Source organism: Staphylococcus sp. HMSC34C02 (assembly GCF_001838705.1).
Classification (GTDB): Bacteria; Bacillota; Bacilli; order Staphylococcales; family Staphylococcaceae; genus Staphylococcus; species Staphylococcus borealis.
In genome coordinates, this window is record NZ_KV838592.1 from 54,340 (window position 1) to 74,961 (window position 20,622).

17 protein-coding genes and 4 pseudogenes are annotated in these 20,622 nt (G+C 30.8%); 11 read left to right on the plus strand and 10 right to left on the minus strand.

What is annotated here, in order from left to right; translation table 11 throughout:
* Positions 1–2: 2 nt before the first annotated feature.
* From HMPREF3239_RS08975 to HMPREF3239_RS08985, 3 genes and pseudogenes are all read right to left on the minus strand, one after another.
* Positions 3–347 (minus strand): annotated as a pseudogene (locus tag HMPREF3239_RS08975) (aldo/keto reductase); the annotation flags it as partial.
* A 286-nt stretch (positions 348–633) separates the two neighbouring features.
* Entirely contained in the window at positions 634–1,884 is a 1,251-nt protein-coding gene (locus HMPREF3239_RS08980; RefSeq protein WP_053030202.1) for an FAD-dependent monooxygenase, read from the minus strand.
* A 123-nt stretch (positions 1,885–2,007) separates the two neighbouring features.
* Complete coding sequence (locus tag HMPREF3239_RS08985; RefSeq protein WP_053030203.1) at positions 2,008–2,613, minus strand: TetR/AcrR family transcriptional regulator; 606 nt, start codon at positions 2,611–2,613, stop codon at positions 2,008–2,010.
* Positions 2,614–2,777: 164 nt separating this feature from the next.
* Here HMPREF3239_RS08985 and HMPREF3239_RS08990 point away from each other — a divergent pair, with 164 nt between their 5' ends.
* From HMPREF3239_RS08990 to HMPREF3239_RS09000, 3 genes are all read left to right on the plus strand, one after another.
* Entirely contained in the window at positions 2,778–4,034 is a 1,257-nt protein-coding gene (locus tag HMPREF3239_RS08990; RefSeq protein ID WP_053030204.1) for a YhgE/Pip domain-containing protein, read from the plus strand.
* A gap of 407 nt (positions 4,035–4,441) precedes the next feature.
* A complete protein-coding gene (locus HMPREF3239_RS08995) occupies positions 4,442–5,095 on the plus strand; it encodes an HXXEE domain-containing protein (RefSeq protein ID WP_053030205.1) in 654 nt (217 codons plus the stop codon).
* Between the two features lie 16 nt (positions 5,096–5,111).
* The gene (locus HMPREF3239_RS09000) at positions 5,112–5,759 is read left to right on the plus strand and encodes a TetR/AcrR family transcriptional regulator (RefSeq protein ID WP_053030206.1); all 648 of its coding nucleotides are present in this window, start codon (positions 5,112–5,114) and stop codon (positions 5,757–5,759) included.
* 121 nt (positions 5,760–5,880) lie between these two features.
* On the opposite strand, the gene HMPREF3239_RS09005 is transcribed toward HMPREF3239_RS09000, so the two are convergent.
* Positions 5,881–6,756 (minus strand): LysR family transcriptional regulator, encoded by an 876-nt coding sequence (locus HMPREF3239_RS09005; RefSeq protein WP_053030207.1) that lies wholly within the window; start codon positions 6,754–6,756, stop codon positions 5,881–5,883.
* A 109-nt stretch (positions 6,757–6,865) separates the two neighbouring features.
* Here HMPREF3239_RS09005 and HMPREF3239_RS09010 point away from each other — a divergent pair, with 109 nt between their 5' ends.
* On the plus strand, positions 6,866–7,435 hold the full coding sequence (locus HMPREF3239_RS09010; protein WP_053030208.1) for a LysE family translocator: 570 nt from the start codon (positions 6,866–6,868) through the stop codon (positions 7,433–7,435).
* A 20-nt stretch (positions 7,436–7,455) separates the two neighbouring features.
* Here HMPREF3239_RS09010 and HMPREF3239_RS09015 read toward each other — a convergent pair whose 3' ends face one another.
* Positions 7,456–8,259, minus strand: a complete 804-nt coding sequence (locus tag HMPREF3239_RS09015; RefSeq protein ID WP_053030209.1) for a Cof-type HAD-IIB family hydrolase — start codon at positions 8,257–8,259, stop codon at positions 7,456–7,458.
* Between the two features lie 142 nt (positions 8,260–8,401).
* Between HMPREF3239_RS09015 and HMPREF3239_RS09020 the strand changes: the two genes are divergently transcribed.
* Positions 8,402–8,893, plus strand: coding sequence for a peptide-methionine (S)-S-oxide reductase (locus HMPREF3239_RS09020; RefSeq protein ID WP_053030210.1), 492 nt, complete (start codon positions 8,402–8,404; stop codon positions 8,891–8,893).
* Between the two features lie 124 nt (positions 8,894–9,017).
* Here the strand turns inward: HMPREF3239_RS09020 and HMPREF3239_RS09025 are convergent, their stop codons facing one another.
* The gene (locus HMPREF3239_RS09025) at positions 9,018–10,424 is read right to left on the minus strand and encodes a glycosyltransferase family 2 protein (protein WP_053030211.1); all 1,407 of its coding nucleotides are present in this window, start codon (positions 10,422–10,424) and stop codon (positions 9,018–9,020) included.
* Between the two features lie 546 nt (positions 10,425–10,970).
* On the opposite strand from HMPREF3239_RS09025, the gene HMPREF3239_RS09030 reads away from it, so the two are divergent.
* The 4 genes and pseudogenes from HMPREF3239_RS09030 to HMPREF3239_RS12155 all read left to right on the plus strand — a co-directional run.
* Positions 10,971–11,480 carry a hypothetical protein gene (locus HMPREF3239_RS09030; protein WP_053030212.1) on the plus strand — a complete coding sequence of 170 codons (510 nt, stop codon included), beginning with the start codon at positions 10,971–10,973 and terminating at the stop codon, positions 11,478–11,480.
* 30 nt (positions 11,481–11,510) lie between these two features.
* Positions 11,511–12,032: a hypothetical protein gene (locus tag HMPREF3239_RS09035; RefSeq protein WP_053030213.1), complete on the plus strand. Its 522-nt coding sequence runs from the start codon at positions 11,511–11,513 to the stop codon at positions 12,030–12,032.
* A 374-nt stretch (positions 12,033–12,406) separates the two neighbouring features.
* Positions 12,407–13,975, plus strand: a complete 1,569-nt coding sequence (locus HMPREF3239_RS09040; protein WP_053030214.1) for a Vga family ABC-F type ribosomal protection protein — start codon at positions 12,407–12,409, stop codon at positions 13,973–13,975.
* A 33-nt stretch (positions 13,976–14,008) separates the two neighbouring features.
* Positions 14,009–14,221: pseudogene (locus HMPREF3239_RS12155) on the plus strand (peptide-methionine (S)-S-oxide reductase); the annotation flags it as partial.
* A gap of 222 nt (positions 14,222–14,443) precedes the next feature.
* Here the strand turns inward: HMPREF3239_RS12155 and HMPREF3239_RS09045 are convergent.
* From HMPREF3239_RS09045 to HMPREF3239_RS09055, 3 genes are all read right to left on the minus strand, one after another.
* Positions 14,444–15,226 (minus strand): hypothetical protein, encoded by a 783-nt coding sequence (locus HMPREF3239_RS09045; RefSeq protein WP_053030215.1) that lies wholly within the window; start codon positions 15,224–15,226, stop codon positions 14,444–14,446.
* A 1,071-nt stretch (positions 15,227–16,297) separates the two neighbouring features.
* A complete protein-coding gene (locus HMPREF3239_RS09050; RefSeq protein WP_017175150.1) occupies positions 16,298–18,223 on the minus strand; it encodes a heavy metal translocating P-type ATPase in 1,926 nt (641 codons plus the stop codon).
* Between the two features lie 329 nt (positions 18,224–18,552).
* Positions 18,553–18,879, minus strand: a complete 327-nt coding sequence (locus HMPREF3239_RS09055; protein WP_000391495.1) for an ArsR/SmtB family transcription factor — start codon at positions 18,877–18,879, stop codon at positions 18,553–18,555.
* A gap of 206 nt (positions 18,880–19,085) precedes the next feature.
* On the opposite strand from HMPREF3239_RS09055, the gene HMPREF3239_RS09060 reads away from it, so the two are divergent.
* Complete coding sequence (locus HMPREF3239_RS09060; protein ID WP_017175149.1) at positions 19,086–19,445, plus strand: ZIP family metal transporter; 360 nt, start codon at positions 19,086–19,088, stop codon at positions 19,443–19,445.
* Between the two features lie 111 nt (positions 19,446–19,556).
* Here the strand turns inward: HMPREF3239_RS09060 and HMPREF3239_RS09065 are convergent.
* A pseudogene (locus HMPREF3239_RS09065) lies at positions 19,557–19,895 on the minus strand (recombinase family protein); the annotation flags it as partial.
* Positions 19,896–19,903: 8 nt separating this feature from the next.
* Between HMPREF3239_RS09065 and HMPREF3239_RS09070 the strand changes: the two are divergent.
* Positions 19,904–20,533, plus strand: a pseudogene (locus HMPREF3239_RS09070) (hypothetical protein); the annotation flags it as partial.
* Positions 20,534–20,622: the final 89 nt, after the last annotated feature.

The following is a 20,622-nucleotide window of genomic DNA, read 5'->3' on the forward strand; positions in this document are numbered from 1 at the left end:
TAGTTCCCTGCCTTTTTATTGTAAGGTTGATGAATAAGTACTAAATCTATATAATCTAAATCAAGTCTTTGAAGTGAAAGTTCTACCGATTTTAGTGTATCTTCATAATTCACATTTTCTATCCAAACTTTTGTCGTAATAAATAGTTCTTTTCTATCAATACCAGAAGCTTTGATACCTTCTCCAACTTCTGTTTCATTTTGATAACTTTGCGCAGTATCAAAATGTCTATAGCCAACTTTAATTGCATTTTCAACCGCTTCTTTAGTTTCTTCTTGAGGAATTTGATACACACCAAAGCCTAACACTGGAATTTCAACGTCATTTTCTATTTTTAAAGTTTCCATTATTTTAACTCCCTAAATTTGATAATCTCACTATAAATTATGGCGTTAACTCTATAGCAAGCAATAAATTTAAAAATATTGATATGAATTTGTTTGTTGGTTAAATGTAGGCTGCAACTACTTAATAAACCTTCTGATTAATGATGCTGTTTTTATTACAATAATTACTCGACCTATTAAAATGAAACAGCTTTCGGAATTAATTTCTGATATAAAAAACAAAAATAGCAAAGCGTATTTACCATCGTAAATTGCTTCGCTATTTAAGTATTGGTCCTTATATATACTAAAGTTCTTTTGTAAGATCTGCATTTCGGGCTTTTATGGATGGTGTATACTTTAATAAATTACCCAACAGATTACTTTTCATTAATGTTCTTCTTAATTTAATACTGTTCTCTCTTTTTTGTACTTCTTTATCATTTATAGATACAAAATTTCTTCTGCCTGTTGTCGCACCTTGCTTTTGAAATTGTTTAACTTTAGGTCTTAATATATTTTCCCATTCATTTAACGCATACTCTATATTATCTGAGTGTTTTTGCAATGCTTTACCTAATAGATTAGCACCACCCAGTCCTAATGTTGCGCCCATTCCTGAATAAAGTGTTGGACACCATGCTGAGTCACCGACTAGTACGACACGACCTCGATGCCATGATGGCATTTTTACTTGGTCAGTTGTGCTAAATATGACGTTATCAGCTTGATCTAATTGCTCCAACGCAAATTCCATATATTTACCATAAGGTTTACCAAATACTTCTCTAATTCTTTCACGTGGATCTTTTTTTCTTTCCGCTTGTGGATTATCCGCTTTATACGTAAATAATATGGTTGCTGGATGATTTTTAAACGTAAATATAGTAAATGATTTATTAACTTCATGCAAAATAACGCCTTGATCTATTTTTAAATCAGGTGGGTTTTCAGTTAGTTGATACGCACAAATCATATAATCTAATTCTTTAATATATTGTTCATGTGGACCAAATGCTAATTCTCTTACTTTAGAAAACACCCCATCAGCACCTATAACAAGATCATAAGAACTTTCAGATTTCATATTAGTTTTAAGATTTTTAGTAGTCACTCTTACTTCAGATGAATTTTGCCAAATAGCATCTGGCACTGTATCATAAATTATTTCGATATCATTTGGCAACGCTTTATAGACAGCGTTCTCAATATCGCCACGCAACATCATCCACGGAGCAAAAGATCTCGGAATATCAGCAAATCCAAGCGTATAACCTGTTATACCATTTCTATCTATTGAAAAATTAACAGAAGTAGAACTACGTCTATCATGTAAGAATTGAAGTGCTCCTAAATCTTGAGCAGCATATCTACCAAGTCCAAATAGCGCCAAGAAATAGCCACCTTTACGCCGTTCTGAGGCTTTCTCAATGATGACAGGATCCCATCCTGCTTTTTTTAAAGCTATTGCTGAAGAAATACCACTAATACCTAAACCTACAATTAATACTTTTTTACTTTCGTTATTTGTTTTGTTATTTGAAACATTATTAGACATGTTACATTCCCCCTGTGTGTCTAATAATATTTACGAGTAACCTGTTATACAATAATCAAAAACCATCAATCTGTATGTTTAGTAACAAAAGAATAAAAAATGTTGCCAAAAGCACAAACAATCCTAAGATTTTTTTGATAGTTCTATGACTAATTGTTCTAATGGACCTGTGCTCATGAGTGTATATAGATGATGCATGATTTCTTCTTCTGGAATTCTTTCTGAATCTAATACCCAATATTTAATTGTAGTTATGATAGCTCCAGAAATGTAACTGTGAAAATATCTAAAAGGTATATGATTGATGGTCATTTTATTATTTAAAGCAATTAATAAGTTTTGTGAAATCGTATCTGCTAATTTTTCTTCTAATTTACTTTGCCTTTTTAGATTAAATAATACTTCATATAATTCAATATTATTTAAAACAATTTTAATGATGCTATTTGGTACATTATTGATAATCTTATTTAAATCACTAAACTCATTAATTTGTTGATTAGCTAATCTATCATAATCAATATTTGCTTTCATACGTTCAATTTCTTTATCTTCTAAATGGTTCAATAAATCGTATTTATCTAAATAGTATTTATAAAATGTAGCCCTATTAATATCCGCTTCATCCGCAATCTGTTGAATCGTTATTTCTTCTAAACTATATGTTTTTAAAAGTTGAATAAAGCCCTTCTCAATACTTGTAATTGTTCGTTTTACTCTACGATCCATAAAAATCACTCCTTATTTATTAGATAATGACAACATTTCAGATTATATTGTTGTTTAACATTCACATTTAAAGTTATTGATTATTGAATATCCTTATCTGCCTATTATAATAACAAATAGAATGATAAACAACATTGTGTTGTTTTATAAGGAGAGAAATTTTTATGAAAAAGAAATTAGTGTGGTTCATCCCCATTGCAATCGTATTAATATTAATGATTTTAGCGACAGCTTTTTATCCTGCATACAACCCGAAGCCAAAGGATGTACCAATGGCAATATTAAATAAAGATAAAGGTATTGAAGTTCAAGGTAATTCAACCAACATCGGTAAGAATCTAGCAGATAATTTGAAGAAAAGTGATAATAAAACGTTAAATTGGGAGTCCGTGAAAAATGAGAAAGACCTTAAGCAAGGACTAAAAGATAATAAATATATTGGCGCTATCGTCTTCGAGAAAGACTTTTCTAAAAATGCTATTAGTAATGCTCAAAGTAAAATTATGACTGAAAAACAACATGAGGTTAAAGAAAAAATCAAATCTGGTGAACTGTCACCACAACAAATTAAAGCAATGCAAGAAAAAACGGGTAATGGTGATCAAGAAATACCAAAACCAAAACAAGCTCACATAGAAACCATCATTAATCAAGGTAGTCATGCTCAAGTATCAAACATTGCTCAACAAGCATTAAGTAAAATTACAGAGAATCTTAATCATCAGATTAGTAAGCAAAATGTTGGGTTATTAGCAAAAAATCAAATAGATTTACCAAGTAAGCAATTTAATCAATTTATGAATCCGGTCAAAGTTGAAACTACAACTTTAAATGAAGTTAAAGATCACCAAGGTAATGGAAATGGTGCTTCAGCAATGTTTACACCAATATGGTTTGCAGCAATGATTACCGCAGTGCTATCATTCTTTGCCTTTAAAAACAGAGAAAAATTAACATCACATAAAGATAAATTATGGTTTACAAGTAAGGTTATCTTATCAGTAACAATAGCTGCTTTCGCTGGTGCATTTGTCTATGTCTACTACACAGGTGGAGTATTGAACTTTGATTTTAATCACCCATTAGATACAGCATTATTCATAGCAATTGCAATATTAGGATTTGCACTACTCATACTAGGACTAATGGTATGGATAGGCTTTGGTGCTATTCCAATATTTATTTTATATCTATTCTTCACAATTCAAGCAGTGATGTTGCCTAAAGTCATGTTGCCAAAATTCTATCAAGATTGGATTTTACCATGGAGCCCATTCTATCACTATGTAAATACTTTAAAAGAGTTACTATATACTAACTCTGGCTTAACTATGAGCGGCACAATATGGATGTTTATTGCATTTATAATATTTGGTTTAGTATCACTAATTTCTGCCGTTTATGTAAAAAAAGCTAGTTAACATGGTAATTGAGTAAATTTAGTTTTATTAATAGAATCTGTATGAAGCAAAAATTATATTATAAGACTACGTTGAAATTCGCAACAACTGACTATACTAGGCATTCTCTTAAATCAAGCTTTTCTTAGTTGTAATCACTTTTGTAAGCGAGACAATAACATGAGAGATTTCCAAAAAATTTTACAAGTAAAACAAGTTAGGGTGGGATGACGTATTCTAAATGAATTCTGTTCCACCCTTTATATATTATTGTTTATGTATCATATGTATGTATCATATGATTGTAGTTTTCTTTTTTTACTATTAGTACTTTTAATATATTTCGTAATCAATCCATTATTATTGACAAAAAAATATTATCTCATTATAGTGAGTAAGTAATCACTTACCAAAGAGGTGTAAACATTATGAATTTTATTCGAAATTACTGGTATTACTTCACAATTTTTATTTTCGTAGGGTTATCATTTTTCATGGGATTTTATGGCCATGCAAAACTAAGTTCAATTCAAATTATTCTAATGTATAGTTTGATGGCATTATCTATTCATCAATTTGAAGAATATGTTTTCCCAGGTGGCGGTTCACCTGTTATTAATAAAGCAACTTATAAAGAAGATGAAGACTACGACCATTATCCTGGTAATACTTTATCAATCTGCATAGTGAACATTAGCGCTTATTTATTTTATGTATTAGCAATTATTTTCCCTCAATTTATTTGGCTTGGATTAGCCACAATGTTATTCAATATAATGCAAGTATTGGGACATGGTATATCAATGAATAAAACTTTAAATACATGGTACAATCCGGGATTGTTTACAAGTGTTTCTCTTTTTGCACCTATAAGCATTTATTATATTATTTATATATACAATGAACACTTAATAAATATTTATACATGGATTGCTGCTATTATAACTTTCTTCATAATTTTAGTAGTCACTATTATTTTACCTGTCCAAACATTAAAAAATAGAAATACCAAATATGTCATTTCAGATTGGCAAATTGAACAATTTAAAAAAGTGACCACTTTTGCTCAAAGAAAATCATAATCAATAGGAGAAATTTATGGATTATACGAACGATATCAAAATTGACCTAGCACTCATTTTAAAGAATGAAAAAATTACTCCAGGAAAACAAAAGGTATTAATTTCAAGTATTAACTTATTTTCTAAATTTGGATTTAATGCTGTAAGTACTGCCGAAATAGCAAAAAATGCCGGTGTAAGTGAAGCGACGATATTTAAATATTTTAAAAATAAACGCGGTCTATTACTGGCTATAATTACTCCAATTTTTGAACATTGTCTTCCGTCTTATGAAAATATATTCGCTAATCAAATAGCGGAAAAAGAAAATTGTGATTTAAAAACTTTAGTACATCTCGTTGTAAATGATCGTACTCAGTTTTTAGAACAAAATAAAGATGTCATAACAATCATTTTAAGCCAAATTTTAATTGACGCTGAAATTAGAAATAATTTAATAAATTATTTAGAAAACAATCATGACGACAATGCATCTAAAATTTTTGAAATCTTCCATAATACTCAAGAACTGGCATCTGATATAAATTACAATTCTTTACTAAGAATTTTTATGGGACAATTACTGTTTAATTTCACACAAACATTTCTATTTAATGTTAAAGATAATCAACAAGAACAGTTAGTTTCGCAAATATACAGAGCATTAAAATCTGAAGAAAATTAAACTATAGTCTTTAATTAAGCTGTGAAATATATACTTGGTGTATCAGTCACAGCTAATTTTTTTGATGAAGATACAGTTTTTCTTATTTATCTAGCCTCATGATTAAGCAGACAACATCTTCTTAATCATGAGTTTTATTTACCTCATCAATAATAAGTTGATTTATATCTTTGTTCCAAGGATAGGGTTTTGTCAGTATATATGATCCTAACGTTTTGATAGAAAATGCTGTTTCGATGACTTTTAATTGTTGAGATTCTACCTCCTGTTTCACTGTACGGTAAGGTAAAAATGAAAATCCAATATTATCTAATAACAATGATTTAATGACGCCAATACTCCATAACTCTGTTGTTTTATGGATATCTAATTGGTAATCTCGCACAATTTGTTCAAACATGTTTCGATATACTGATCCTTTTTCATTAATCACAAAATGATTGTATTGCTTCTGCTTTAACAATTCATCAAAATGGTCTGGCGCCTCTGCATGCGCAACGACGACAATATTCTCTTCACAAATCAATGTGGCATTTAATTTGTCATGATGTACGCCGTCATTTAAGACAAAAGCTATATCCACTTCATCCTCAAGTAATTTTTGATGATTCATACTGCAACTATTATTTTGAAGATTAATATCGATATGAGGATAGTAATTAATGATATTTTTAATCACTTCACTCAACCCCGTCAGCATTAATGATTCAGGTGCTGCTATTCTTATCGTACGCATCAAATTATTATGCTCAGACACTTGTTTAATCCGTTGCGATGCATCATAAATTTGATTAATCATCGGTAGGATATCCTTTAGAAATGGTGTCGGAAGTAATTGTTTATGATTATAATCAAACAACTTTTGGTTTAACGTTTTTTCTAATAGTTGAACTTGCTGAGTCACATTGGATTGCGTGTAATTCAGTAATTCAGCCGTCTTAGTATAGCTCCCTGTTTCTAATAACGTCTTAATAATTTTTACTTGTCTCATTTCCATGATGTAACCTCCCCTATGTATTACTTATATTAATTCATCTATTATTAACATTAATTTTACTTATATACATATCCTTACTATAATAGCACAGAAAAGGTAGGCGAATAATGTGTTTTCTTTCTTAATCTATGTCTTTGTAACTTCAATCACACCTGGTCCAAGCAATTTATTTATGATGAACACGACAAGAATATATGGATTACGTGGCGGTAAGTCTTTTATAACAGGTATTCTTTCTGGATTTGCTTTTCTAGGCTTAGTGTCCTACATTGCCATACTTCTATTTAGCCAGTGGATTACTTATATCGAGACACCCCTTAAATTCTTAGGATTTGTGTATTTAATTTATCTAGCTTATAAAATTTTAACTTCTACTAATAAAGGAACCACTTCCAATGCCTATCACAGCTTTAAAAGTGGTTTTATTCTTCAAGTATTAAACATGAAGTCATTATTATTTTTTATTACGTTGATTGGTGCGTTTATCATACCGTCAGTCACTGGTTCAACATCAATTCTAATCTATTTAATGATCAGTGTATTCATAGGTTGGGCTTGTCTCTTAGTTTGGGCATTTGCCGGTAGTGTATTTAATGACTGGTTAAACAAACATCAAACTTCTTTTAATATCATCATGGCATTATTACTTTTATATTCAGCTATTTCAATATTCTTTTAAAATAATTCGCCATAAAGTAATTACTTATCTTCATTTCCAAGTAATGTATTCAAAGTTTCGATGACGCCGTCTCTATCGTTATTAATAGCAATCAAATTAGCATTACGTTTTAGTTCCGGATAAGCGTTGTCCATTGCAACTTTATATCGTGCAGTTTCAAATAAGGGGATATCGTTTAGGCCATCGCCAAATACAATGGTTTCTTCGCTACTGATATTTAATAATTGTTGTAGAAAGCGAATCGTTTTTCCTTTATCGACATCTTTGTGTGTAATGTCTATCCAATTCTCTTCTGCAGCAACGATATAGAGATCATCCTCATATTTGTTTAAACCTTTAACATGTTCAAAGCACTGACCTTGTATGTCAAAAATCGTAATTTTTAGCATATCTTGATCTATCATATTTAAGTCTTCCACAAAAGTTACTTTCTCATATGAACCTAGAACCATTTGTCTCTCTTTTTCGGAAATATGATTTTCCGCATAAGCCATACCTTCAGTACAAACAATCATTACTAAATGCTCATCAATGTGCTTAATGCGCTTGATTAACTGTAGGCCAAGTTGATTACTAAATGTCTTCGCATAAATGTTCATATCATTGATTTTAATTCGAGATGCGCTATCCCCAATGATAAACACATCTTGCGTCAAATCTCCCACAATCGCATCCACGCGTTCATTTTGCTTTCCCGTGCAAAAAGCAAAGCGAATACCCTTATCCTTTAATTCCGATAGTAAACTTTGAAACTTCTCACGATTGAAAGTACTCTCTGAATTTAAAAACGTCCCATCCATATCAGTAACGACTAGCTTAAACATTGTAATCCCCCTTTTATTTACTATATTTCCCTAAAATATCAACATGCTTTTGACGCAATCATACCCCTTCTGATTTGAATAAACAAATCTAATTCGTTATTATTTTAAATGAGAAAGATTATCAATTAAAGGAGTGGAACTTATGGAAACCGTTTATTTAGCTGGAGGTTGTTTATACGGCGTAGAAGCATATATTCGCACACTGCCTGGCGTTATCAATACGACTAGTGGAAGAGCAAACGGCATTACGAATACTTTAGATGGAGAATACGATGGTTACGTAGAAGCTGTTAAAACAGAATTTGATCCTGACAAAGTATCAGCTACTGACTTAATGGGCTATTTATTCGAAATCATAGATCCTTATAGCGTTCATCAACAAGGTCAAGATATTGGTTTAAAATATAGAACTGGGTTATATAGTGAAGATCCTAAACACCTTAAAGAAGCACAAGCATTTATTGATGCGATTGAAGATCATCATCTTATAGCGACCGAAGTCTTACCGCTCACTAATTACGTTAAAAGTGCTGAAATGCATCAAAATCGATTAGAACGCTACCCTGACGATTACTGTCACCTACCTAAAAGTTTAGTATATAAATATAAAAATACTGAAAGTAAATCATTGTAGATGTCATAAACTCAAATTATCCATCACATATACAAATACGCTTAGATACAATTATCTGTACCTAAGCGTATATTTTTGTCTAATGTTATTGACTGTTTTAATATAATTAAGTTTTAACTTTTAATTACTTCTTAATATATCCTAAATTACCACCAACTGTTTCATAAAAGTCAAAACGCATGCCGGATTTAATGACTGAACCATTTAAGTCTTTGTCATAAACTGTAAGTGCCAATTTCCCTTTAGGTAAGTGATCTGTTTTAAACTGAACGCTATATTCTCCAGATTTGAAACGACTTTTCTTAATATCTATTACAATAAACTGAGTTGGGTCTTTTCGATTTTTAACTTCAAGATATTTTAAATCTGCATTTTTAGAAAGTAATTTTAAGAAAATCTTATCATGCACTTGCTCGATTTTTAGCAATGTAGGGTGCATTCTTTTTTTATAATGTTTCCCTTTAAATGAGTAATAATAGATATCATTTTTCTCATGGAGCGGCTTTTCATCTTTTTTAAGGTAAAAGTTAACGAAATTTAAAATGGCTTCTTTATCACCTTTACGTATTAATTCTATTGCTCGGCGATTTAAATCATCATCTACATAATCTAAAGGATTGAAATTCTCTTCTATCATTTGAATAATATTTTGGAAAATCGGCAACAATTCATCTATGTTATTAATAAAACGTTTTTTATAAAATTTAGCTTCTAAAATATCTTTATTAATAATACGGTATAGTAAATTAGGCATTAACTTATTATGTTTATATTTATTCATTAAATGTTTATAAGCTTCGCCTTGCCATTTCATTCGGTTAATATTTGTAGAACTTTCTGATTTAACTAAAGACATATTATCATCATATCGATTAGCACAATAAACAACATCTTGCGTCGTACTAATGCGTTTCGTATTGAAGAATACTTCAGCAAAGAATTGTAAATCTTCTCCGAAAATCATTTCTGGAAATTGAATATGATTCTTTTTAATGACACTTGCTTTAATCATACGACCAGCAGGTGCTAAATGATAAAACGATTTTCTAAAATATTTTAAATCTGCTTTGTTATATGCAAGTTTAGATAGCGCCACGCCACTTCTAGCTATACGGTCACTGTGCACATATTTTGTTAAACCAGTAGCATAGTCTGTCTTATTTGTTTTTAAAAGTGTATATAGCTTTTTCAAAGCATCCTCTGGTAACCAATCATCACCATCTATAAAAATAATATATTTCCCTTTGCTTAATTCAATAGATAAATTACGTGGTTTAGCTGGCGTACCTGAATTGGCATCTAATTGAACAAACTTATAATTAGCAAAGTCTTCTATTTTTTGACTCACAATATCGAAAGTTTGATCAGTTGAACAATCGTCCACCACAATCACTTCGAAATCTTTCATATTCATTGTTTGTTTCAAAACACTATCTAATGTTGTACCAATAAACTTTTCTTTATTATAGGTACTTATTAGTACACTTACCTTAGGCCTGTGATTAATTTCTTTATTTTTTATAATCTTCATTTCTATTCCCCTTTGATTAATCGTTATTTTGTTTATGTAACGTATTCAATATTCTTAAATAATCATAAAATTTCAAAACATCGTTTATGAAGGTAATCACATAATGGATGTATTCCATCTGTTAACTCATTATCATGAGAAATCACGTGTTACCAATAACAACGATGACCCTTATATCCCATTTAGTTTTGAATTATCAGTTGAACACACACTTCACCGGGATGTGATAATAACATGTGTTCATACTATTAAATTACTTTATTATATATGACACAATACAAATAATAATTTGATTTCTAGTTTTAGTCAATAATATATAATAAAATTAACTTTATTTATAGTATATTTTATATTAATATATTTTTACTTAACCAAAATAATGGCAGACTAGTTATTTGTATCGTCACCTTAATTAGTAGCGATATGACGAATCAAAAGGCGTAACACGATACAAATTTAATTTTAAAAAATCAAAAATATAGTAGATAATTCAATAATTAAAAGATAAAATTTAATTGTTGAATTCATAAATTAAAGGAGTCTAGTATGCAAAAAATTATAAATATATTAATTATTGCTATTCTATCGGTCATTCTCATAGGGTTAATCGTATTCGGTGTAAGTTTTGGTAAGGATATCTTAACTCATGATGACTCTCTAGCAAGTAATAAAGATGAAAATCATAGCAAAATACAGAACGAAGCAAATCATAATGAAAGTAATGATAACAATTCTTCTAATGAAGTAAATCAAAATAATACATCGCAATCAAATAATAATTCAGAAAATCAAACTTCTGAAAATCTAAGCCAATCTACTGACAGTTATAACAATGATAACGATGATACTAACAAAATGAGAGTTAATCGAAGTAATGTATTTGATTATCTTAAAAATGAATTAGGCGCAGAAAGTTTTAAAAACTTAAGATATGAAGAACCAGTATATAATTACGAAAAAAATTGCTGGGAAATTTTGGCTACCAATAAATCAGTCGGTAATCAATTAATGTATTACGTTCATCAAGATGGTGGAATTGATGTGCAAATGCAATAAGATAAAATCAATAATAATTAGGAGTAAAATATGCAAAAAATTATAAATATATTAATTATTGCTATTCTATCGGTCATTCTCATAGGGTTAATCGTATTCGGTGTAAGTTTTGGTAAGGATATCTTAACTAAAGAGAATACAAAAACAGAAAGCGCAGCTAAAAATAAAGAAAGTAAGAAGGATAAAAAAGAAAATATAGAAACCGAAAACTCACAAGAAATTAATACTGACTATCAAAATAATCAACAAAATAATACTTCAGATGAAACAGCAATTAATGATAATCAATCAAATACAGCAAATAATGTTACAACAAATGAAGTCAGAACCAACGAAAATGGTGAGGTCATACATAAAACAAAGCATGGGATTGATTACATTGGTGAGTTTAATTCTCCACAAGAAGAAGCTGAATTTGAAAAAGGCGTAATGTCTCAATCAGGTGGTGGCTATACACCAGATGAATATAAAACAGATTATGAGAAACAAAAAGAGGTATATGAACAAGCAGCCCGAGGAGAAATTGAAGAGCCTGGTGCTAGAGTACATTAGCAATCAGTCAAATTACACTATTCATTTCAATAAACCAATGAATAAAACGCTCTACATAAAAACTTATTACTTTATCAAATAGTTGATCTACACTTTTGACTTTCACAACGCTATCCTATACGCTTAACTTAATTAAATGAAAAGGGTGAACAGATTACATGATTAAATAATTCTATTTTGAAGCTAAGACAATGAAGGCTTTTACTTTACATGCGTACTTTATTTGTAATGCCTTTTATTGTTATTTTCAGGATAGGATTATATACATGTAGTTTAACTTTAAGACTTTTTAAAGTATGCCTACGTAGACGTATGTCTCCTATTCTGAATGGAATAGGAGACATTTTTTATTAATAATAAGGAGATGAAGCTTTATGAAGATATTGCTAGATGCTCATAATATAAAACAGTATGTTCGAGACCGTATGCTATTGAATATAGCGCAGCTACATGTTTATCAAAATGATCGTATTGGTTTAGTTGGAGAGAACGGTAGTGGAAAAACAACGTTACTTCACATATTGAACCAAGATTTAACACCTGAAGAAGGTTTTGTAACTCAATTTGCTAAAACTGAACTTATTCCTCAATTAAAAAAAACCGATACGACAAATAGTGGTGGGGAAGTAACACAGATGTATATTTATAGGTCTCTTGATAAGAAATCAGAATTGTTACTCGCTGATGAACCTACAACTAATCTTGATACAAATTCTATAGAAAATTTAGAGCAACAATTGAATGCTTGGCAAGGAGCTTTTATTGTAGTATCACATGATCGTGAATTTCTTGATCATGTTTGTACATCTATATGGGAAATTAGAAATGGCGAGATAATACAATATTCAGGGAACTATAGTAAATATCTTCAACAAAAAGAAGTAGAACATCGTCAAGAACAGTTAGCATATGAAAAATATAAAAACGAAAAAAAGCAATTAGAAGAAGCTATAAAACTAAAAGAAATGAAAGCTCAACAGGCTACAAAAAAACCTCAGCACTTATCTTCATCTGAAGCAAGAATAAAAGGAGTAAAGACGTATTACTCTAATAAACAAAAGAAGCTAAGAAAAACAGTAAAGTCTTTAGAAACTAGACTCGATAAACTAAATATGGTAGAGAAGACTAAAGAACTCCCCCATATTAAAATGGATATATTAAACTCGAATACATTTAAACATAGAACTATTTTTCGTATTGAAAATCTTTCGGGTGCAATTAAAGATCGTCTACTGTGGAATTCAACTAGTTTCAATATTTATGGTGGTGATAAGCTTGCAATTACTGGTTCTAACGGTGTAGGTAAAACGACGCTTCTTAAAAAAATTGTTGAAAATCAATCAGGAGTCACTATTTCTCCATCCGTAAAAATGGGTTACTTCAGTCAAAATCTAGACATATTAGAATTAGATAAAACTATTTTAGAAAATGTTCAATCTTCTTCTAGTCAAAATGAAACATTAATTCGAACTGTTTTAGCCAGAATGCATTTTTTCAAAGATGATGTTCATAAATCTGCAAATGTCTTAAGTGGTGGAGAACGTGTAAAGTTGGCTTTAACTAAAGTATTTTTAAGTGATGTTAATGTACTCGTGCTAGATGAACCAACAAACTTTCTAGATACGAATGCTATTGAAGCATTTGAATCTTTATTAGAAGCGTATGAAGGCAGTGTTATTTTTGTTTCACATGATCGTAAATTTATAGATAAAATAGCTACTCGAATCATTACAATTCATAATAAAGAAATAAGTCTATTTGAAGGAACGTATGATGAATTAAAAGAAAAACGAAAAACAGCTGAAGATACAATAGAAAATGACAAACTTCTAATCGATATGAAAATTACCGAAGTAATCAGTCGGTTAAGTGTCGATCCCTCAGAAGAATTAGAAAAGGAATATCAAAACTTAATAAGAAAAAAGAGAGAACTAGATGATTAAGCACTTATAATTTTTTATCTTTCATAGAACCGGTTATATAGTGAAAATCCAAATTATCTTAAAGAAACACAAGCATTTATTGACGCTATTGAAGAACACCACCTTATAGCGACCGAAGTCTTACCGCTCACTAATTACGTTAAAAGTGCTGAAATGCATCAAAACCGATTAGAACGCTACCCTGATGACTACTGTCACCTACCTAAAAGTTTAGTATATAAATGTAAAAATACTGAAAATAAATAATTGTAGATGTCGTAAGCTCAAAATATGACTCACACATACAAATACGCTTAGATACAATTTATTTGTACCTAAGCGTATTTTTGAATTGGAATTAATGATTAATTTTTTTAATAAAAGTTGCATTAATAATGTGAAAAATTGTATGCATTTGGATCAATATCTTAGAAAAGAAAGTCATTCTTTAACGCTATCCCAAATCCCCCCATATTATCAATATTCAATTTACTGTGTTTGCTTATTTATAATGCATTGTAAATATATTGCTATTAATATTTCTTTCTTAACTCTAGTACTGTGAATTTGTATATCGTGTTTTTCTCCACGTTTTTTAGTTCGTTTACTTTTTGAAACATCTAAAAAACTGCGCTTTGCAGTTAGTAATGTTTCACTTTCCGATGTGATTGTAGTTTCATTACTAAAAAATGGGTTACTTACATCAAATACCTCAGATTTATAATTAAATGTATAGGCAATCTGTTGCTTTCCTCCGCTTTTGAAGAATTTTTTCATTTCGAGTGTGCCTACTTCTTCACTATTCAAATGGATAGTATATTGGTGTCTATTAGCAACAACATTCTTCCGAATTACTTTCACATTATTATTATGAGAAGTCATGTGCAGACTATATTTTGTTTGAACACCAAAAATACTCATTAGTTTATGTAGCGTGTTATCGAAAACAGGTTTATAAGTCATTGTTTCATTTCCGTATATAACATTACTTTGATTCTCAATGATGTATAAAGGGATTTGCACAAAGAACTCCCCGTCTTTAAACTTTTCATTATTACCGGAATTTATACTAGTTAGAGAATTCGTTTTTTGTAGATATTTTCTATAGAATAAAATACCTATTATAATGATCGTAATAATTCCCCATAATAGCCACGTACTCCATAGTGGAACTTTAAATAATTGTGTTTTCCCTATAATCACTAAGAACGTGTTTATTAAATTAAATACTAGGAGTACTAGCCATATTAATGCCTCACGAAACATAGTCATTAACAATTTCTCCTTTATCTAATGAATTATTTCATAATATATACTACGCAACCTATTTTTTAGTTTTATTTATGGTACGCTTCTGCGTATCGTTTTATACTGGGGTTTTTATAATAATAATGGTCCTTACATTTTCAAAGACTAAATTCACGTGTAGACATATTGAATGCGTCTTATTAGGATCTAATCTAATCAAACAAAAATTTAAGAGAGAAATCATATCTACAGGTTTTTTAACCAGAAGATTATTTTGATCTATTTCAAAAATTTTCAAACCGTTCTTAAAAGTGTATTTTTATAAAAGTATGATAAAAGAGAAATTTTAGTCGCTTACTTCGTTTCAAGATATTACTGATACAATAAGGTTAAAAAATCGGTACGTTTAACAGAACAAGTGTAGGTATTATAATAAACGTTTTTGATTTTGATGAAAAATAAGCTGTTCAATTTTTGATTGAACAGCTTTACCTAGTTATCCTTACTTTTATTCTTTTACCCTCAAAAGGCGGAGAGCATTCAGTATTACAATAATAGCAGCTCCTGTATCACTTAATACGGCCATTCATAGTGTAAGTATTCCCAAGAATATCAGAACAAATGCCGCCAACTTTATTGTGATGGAAAACCAGGTGCGGTTGGGAAAATCCCCTTCCTGCGATTACCGTTCACAAACGCCCAAAAAGAGCAACTGGCTCTTTTAGCTCTGGGACTGTCTTGGCATAGAGAAGGTAAAACCTTTCCCACTTAAAAGAACGGAAAAAGACGCTCTGTCCTGGCATTATCTTTGGCTCGACGCTTGCCCCCATACGGATATTAATCGTTTCGAAACTTTTAATACAGTCAATTTAACTTTTGAATGTAAACTGGCTGCCTTAAGTCACTGTTTATGATTTTATGCTTCCCATGCTCTTTAATTGCTTATTTGACCGCCCGTATGATAAAAACGGTATGCAAGGCATTGTTTTTACTCATAACATCTTTATTAGATTGCTCTGTTTTTTAGTGTCCAATGTTATGGGAACATTGTAGAATCCACACTTCAAAGTTCATTCATGTCAATCGATTCGTTCATTATTTAGATCTTAATAATCGAAGTCCATTTAGTATAACAACTAAAGTACTTCCTTCATGAACAATTACACTGATTGTAATATCAGTTAATCCTAACAAACTAACGACAACTAAAAAGGCAACAACTGCCATTGAAAAAATAATATTTTGCCTAATAACACGACCCATATTTGAGGAAATTTTATGAGACTGTACTAATTTAGATAAATTGTTCTGCATTAAAACCAAATCAGATACTTCTACTGCCACATCAGTACCGCCCCCCATAGCTATACCAACATCAGCATTAACAAGGGCCGGTGCATCGTTCACACCATCTCCAACCATGGCAGTAACTCCAAATTTTTCTTTTTGTTCTTCTATAATTCTGGATTTATCTTCAGGCATTACATTAGCGATAACTTCGTCTATTCCCAATTGTTCGCCTACAGCTTTTCCCGTCATTTCCGAATCACCAGTAATTAAAGTCGTGTGGATACCAAGTTTCTTAAAGTAATTAATTGTTTCTTTAGCATGCTCATTCGGAATATCCATTAGAGCTATAATCCCAATAACTTCTTCATTTTCTGCTACGTATACAACCGTCTTTCCTTCTGATGCCCAATCATGATTGAACTGGGTATACTCTTCAGAAGCACTTTCAAAAGAAGTAGGCTTACCAATACGATAATTTTTTCCATTATAATCTCCTGTCAGACCTTTTCCAATTTGATTAGTAACTTCGATGTCTATTTTATTTTTAACTTCAAATTTTTCTAAAATAGCATTAGCGAGTGGGTGATTGGATTCCTTTTCAAGGGCGACTATAATATCAATAATATTTTCTTCGTTCACAGAATGAGTGAAATAGTAATTTGTTACTTTAGGTTCTCCGTTCGTAAGGGTTCCTGTTTTATCGAAGGCAATTGCATCTATATCCGCTAATTGTGATAGGTAAGTACTTCCTTTTGAAAGCACGCCTTTTTTAGCTAGGTTAGATGTTGTAGACAATGTTACAGATACAGTAGCTGCTGCCAAAGCACACGGTGAAGCTGCGACTAAAATCACTAATCCCCTGTAAACACTTTGCGACCATGTCCAATCAAATAGAAAAGGAGCAAGTAACATTACTAATGGTATTGCGATTAAAACTATATTAACATATTTAGGCTCGAATTTTTGAATGATACTGGCAGCTTTTGTTTGATTATCTTGGTTTTGACTAACTAATTGTAAAATTTTAGAGAATACAGTATCCTTGTTTTCCTTAGTGACTTCCATAGTAAAAGTACCTGTTCCATTAATCGTACTTCCAAAAACTTCGTCACCCTTAGATTTCTCTTTCGGTATACTTTCTCCATTAATAGAAGATTCATCAATTGAGGTAGTACCGGATAAAATAATCCCATCAATTGGAACTTGATCACCGTTCAGCACTTGGAGTTGATCTCCAACTTTTAATTCACTGACATCAACAATTTTTGTGTTTCCATCAGGTAGGATTAATTTAGCTGTCGTTGGGTTCATTTCGAGTAGCTTAGTAATTTCTCTTTTACTTCTTCCTTCAGCGTAATCTTCAAGAAAATGAGCGCCGGAAAAAATAAGTATCAAAAGGGTTCCTTCCCAAAAACTCCCTATCAGAGAAGCCCCGATTGCAGCTAATCCCATTAGAATATGAGAATTAGGAGTGAATTTTCCCTTTAATTTAGTATTTTCAACTGTCTCTCCAATTCCTTCGAGAATAATTACATGGTAGCCGGCTGTGATTGTGGCAATTGAAAATAAGATGTTTTGTATTAATAAATTTGCATCACTTAAAAAAAGCCCAATTATAGCCAACACTAAGCCAATAAAATATGAAATAATTGGCATTTTTCCGTGATCATGATCATGACTATGATCGTGGCTATGACTTTCGTGTGCTTGTTGCTCTTGAATATTTTTCATTTCTATCACCTTTCTAAATAAATATGATATATCGGGTTCCAATATATTCGCAGTAAGCTTTACTAAACCAGGACGTTAATTGACCACATCCAAACTTTTTGTATCCAATAATACATCCTATGAATTTATCAACCGTATTCACTAACCCTCTCTGCTACACCCATCTCACTTTCCTTCGAGATATCATACAACGCTTTCCATTCTGTTTTTTTGTTTTCCATATCCATTGCAAAACCCCCTTTTCATATGCCTATAATATTGTTATATGATCATATAACAATATTAATGACGTGAATTATTATTAACACTCATTACTGGTTTACGGAATACTAGTGATGACAGGCGTGATCGATCGCCTGTTTTAGCATATTCATAGTATGTTCATCATCATGGGAATAAAACAATGTTGTGCCTTCCCTTCGGAATTTTACTAACCGTAAATTTTTCAAGAACCGCAATTGATGGGAAACTGTTGATTGTCTAAGATGTAGCGTTTCAGCAATACCGTTTACCGAATACTCCTTATAAAAGAGCAAATGGAGAATCCGGATTCTCGTAGGATCACCTAACGCTTTAAATGTTTGCGATACGACAAATAATGTTTCATCATCTAAATCCTTATTATTTACTTCCTCTAATTCCTTTTTTTCTTCCATTATCCTTCCCTCACTTTAGGTTTCAATTCAAAACCTTATATATAATAATCACTATTTATCTACATATATTAATATATGTTCATATATATGATATAACCATCTGAATAAAAAATCAAATAATATTTAATATGAATTCATATATTTTGTTTTGATTTTTTAGAGTAAAATAAACAAAGCCTTTTTAAGAATAGTGGGATGAGTGCAGTATGGATGATCGGGCGTTAGCTTCCGCACTTGTAATTGGTGTTGGCGGTGGACTCGCTTGGATAATGGAAGGTTTTCAAAGTGGTCATGGCTTTATTTATTCATTATGTGCAGGCCTTATAATTGGCTTATTATTTTTTGAAATGATTCCGGAAAGTATTGAATTAGGCGGGTGGGTAATTTTACTCGGTGGAATAGCAATAGGCTTAGTATTATTCCAATCCATTCATCTATTAATGGATAAAATTACAATTATCACTAATAGTCATCAAAAAGATATTTTCGTTCGATCGGGGGTACTTTTAATTATCAGTATAGCAATTCATAATTTCCCTGTTGGCAATATTCCTTTATTTGTGTAATTTGACCATTAATACTAAATTTATCAATGTCTTGAGAAATTATTGAAACTCTAACATAACATCCTACAGATTTTCTTTTCATTTCTTTCATATTTTTCATCCTTTCATTAATTAAGCAATCGATGATTGCGTAGCTTGGTTTACAATGTTTAGCGGTTCATTTTTGAAATAGATTCCCACAAGGCTTTTGTTTTTAGAAATATGAATTTCATCAATATATCGGTATAACATGCTTAACGTGAAGTGTTGTTGAATTACATTTTCAAAAGACTTTTGAATTTGTTGCTCATTTATTGATAGTGTTGGTTTTGATTGTTGAAGTAACGATTGAGATTGTTTTCTGAACGTTTCTGCATCGATGGCTCCTTTAGCTAATTTATCTATCAATTGTTCTTGTGTAAGTGTGCTCCTAGTTTCTAGGGCCCTTTGTTTTTTGATCCGTTTTTGAATTACATCATTGGTTTAAAGATAAATTGAAGGATGAAACAAATAATACTGGTATTCGTATGTTTGAGCGCTATGCGGCTATCACTACTTCGGCCAAGATTCTTAGTCATGTTTTATCTACAGATATTGATATCACTAAAATAAAAGATTACTTTATTGATTATCATACTCATACAGTCTCTGAACGATCACTGGCAGATAAAGCGATTGAAGTCGTTACGCAATTTGTAGCACAAAATCGTGGTAAGTTTTCTGATGACACAGCGTTAAAGAATATGATTGAGAATTATGGACTAATTGCCTTAAAAGATGATTATATCGAAGTCAAAATCATTGCGACTGTATTTAAAGATATGCTGAAAGAACAGCACTTTCAGGATGTCAACAATGTCGTGAATGCACTAAGAGATAAAGGTTTTATTGAATCTGACCGTGATCGAATTACGACAAAACGAACAGTTAAAGATGACTATGGTAAGAAACAGTCACTTGTCTTTTACCATTTAAAACTAGATTCAGAATATGCATCTATTTTTGGTCTAACTAAAGATGCTGAACCTATTAAAGCTAAAATTAACTTGGATAACAAAAAGATGCTTGAATCATGGAAAAAACAGAATGATGATTTAATTGATTTTTAATAACTTAAAGATGCAATCGTACAGGAGTAGATAAAATGGATGAATTGATTGAATTACTAGCTGATTTAGTTATTGAAGAGTTACAGAAC

Coding starts and splice junctions, on each gene's coding strand:
- HMPREF3239_RS08980 (WP_053030202.1), bottom strand. CDS start 1,884: ATGTCTAATAATGTTTCAAATAACAAAACAAATAACGAAAGTAAAAAA.
- HMPREF3239_RS08985 (WP_053030203.1), bottom strand. CDS start 2,613: ATGGATCGTAGAGTAAAACGAACAATTACAAGTATTGAGAAGGGCTTT.
- HMPREF3239_RS08990 (WP_053030204.1), top strand. CDS start 2,778: ATGAAAAAGAAATTAGTGTGGTTCATCCCCATTGCAATCGTATTAATA.
- HMPREF3239_RS08995 (WP_053030205.1), top strand. CDS start 4,442: ATGAATTTTATTCGAAATTACTGGTATTACTTCACAATTTTTATTTTC.
- HMPREF3239_RS09000 (WP_053030206.1), top strand. CDS start 5,112: ATGGATTATACGAACGATATCAAAATTGACCTAGCACTCATTTTAAAG.
- HMPREF3239_RS09005 (WP_053030207.1), bottom strand. CDS start 6,756: ATGGAAATGAGACAAGTAAAAATTATTAAGACGTTATTAGAAACAGGG.
- HMPREF3239_RS09015 (WP_053030209.1), bottom strand. CDS start 8,259: ATGTTTAAGCTAGTCGTTACTGATATGGATGGGACGTTTTTAAATTCA.
- HMPREF3239_RS09020 (WP_053030210.1), top strand. CDS start 8,402: ATGGAAACCGTTTATTTAGCTGGAGGTTGTTTATACGGCGTAGAAGCA.
- HMPREF3239_RS09025 (WP_053030211.1), bottom strand. CDS start 10,424: ATGAAGATTATAAAAAATAAAGAAATTAATCACAGGCCTAAGGTAAGT.
- HMPREF3239_RS09030 (WP_053030212.1), top strand. CDS start 10,971: ATGCAAAAAATTATAAATATATTAATTATTGCTATTCTATCGGTCATT.
- HMPREF3239_RS09035 (WP_053030213.1), top strand. CDS start 11,511: ATGCAAAAAATTATAAATATATTAATTATTGCTATTCTATCGGTCATT.
- HMPREF3239_RS09040 (WP_053030214.1), top strand. CDS start 12,407: ATGAAGATATTGCTAGATGCTCATAATATAAAACAGTATGTTCGAGAC.
- HMPREF3239_RS09045 (WP_053030215.1), bottom strand. CDS start 15,226: ATGACTATGTTTCGTGAGGCATTAATATGGCTAGTACTCCTAGTATTT.
- HMPREF3239_RS09050 (WP_017175150.1), bottom strand. CDS start 18,223: ATGAAAAATATTCAAGAGCAACAAGCACACGAAAGTCATAGCCACGAT.
- HMPREF3239_RS09055 (WP_000391495.1), bottom strand. CDS start 18,879: ATGGAAGAAAAAAAGGAATTAGAGGAAGTAAATAATAAGGATTTAGAT.
- HMPREF3239_RS09060 (WP_017175149.1), top strand. CDS start 19,086: ATGGATGATCGGGCGTTAGCTTCCGCACTTGTAATTGGTGTTGGCGGT.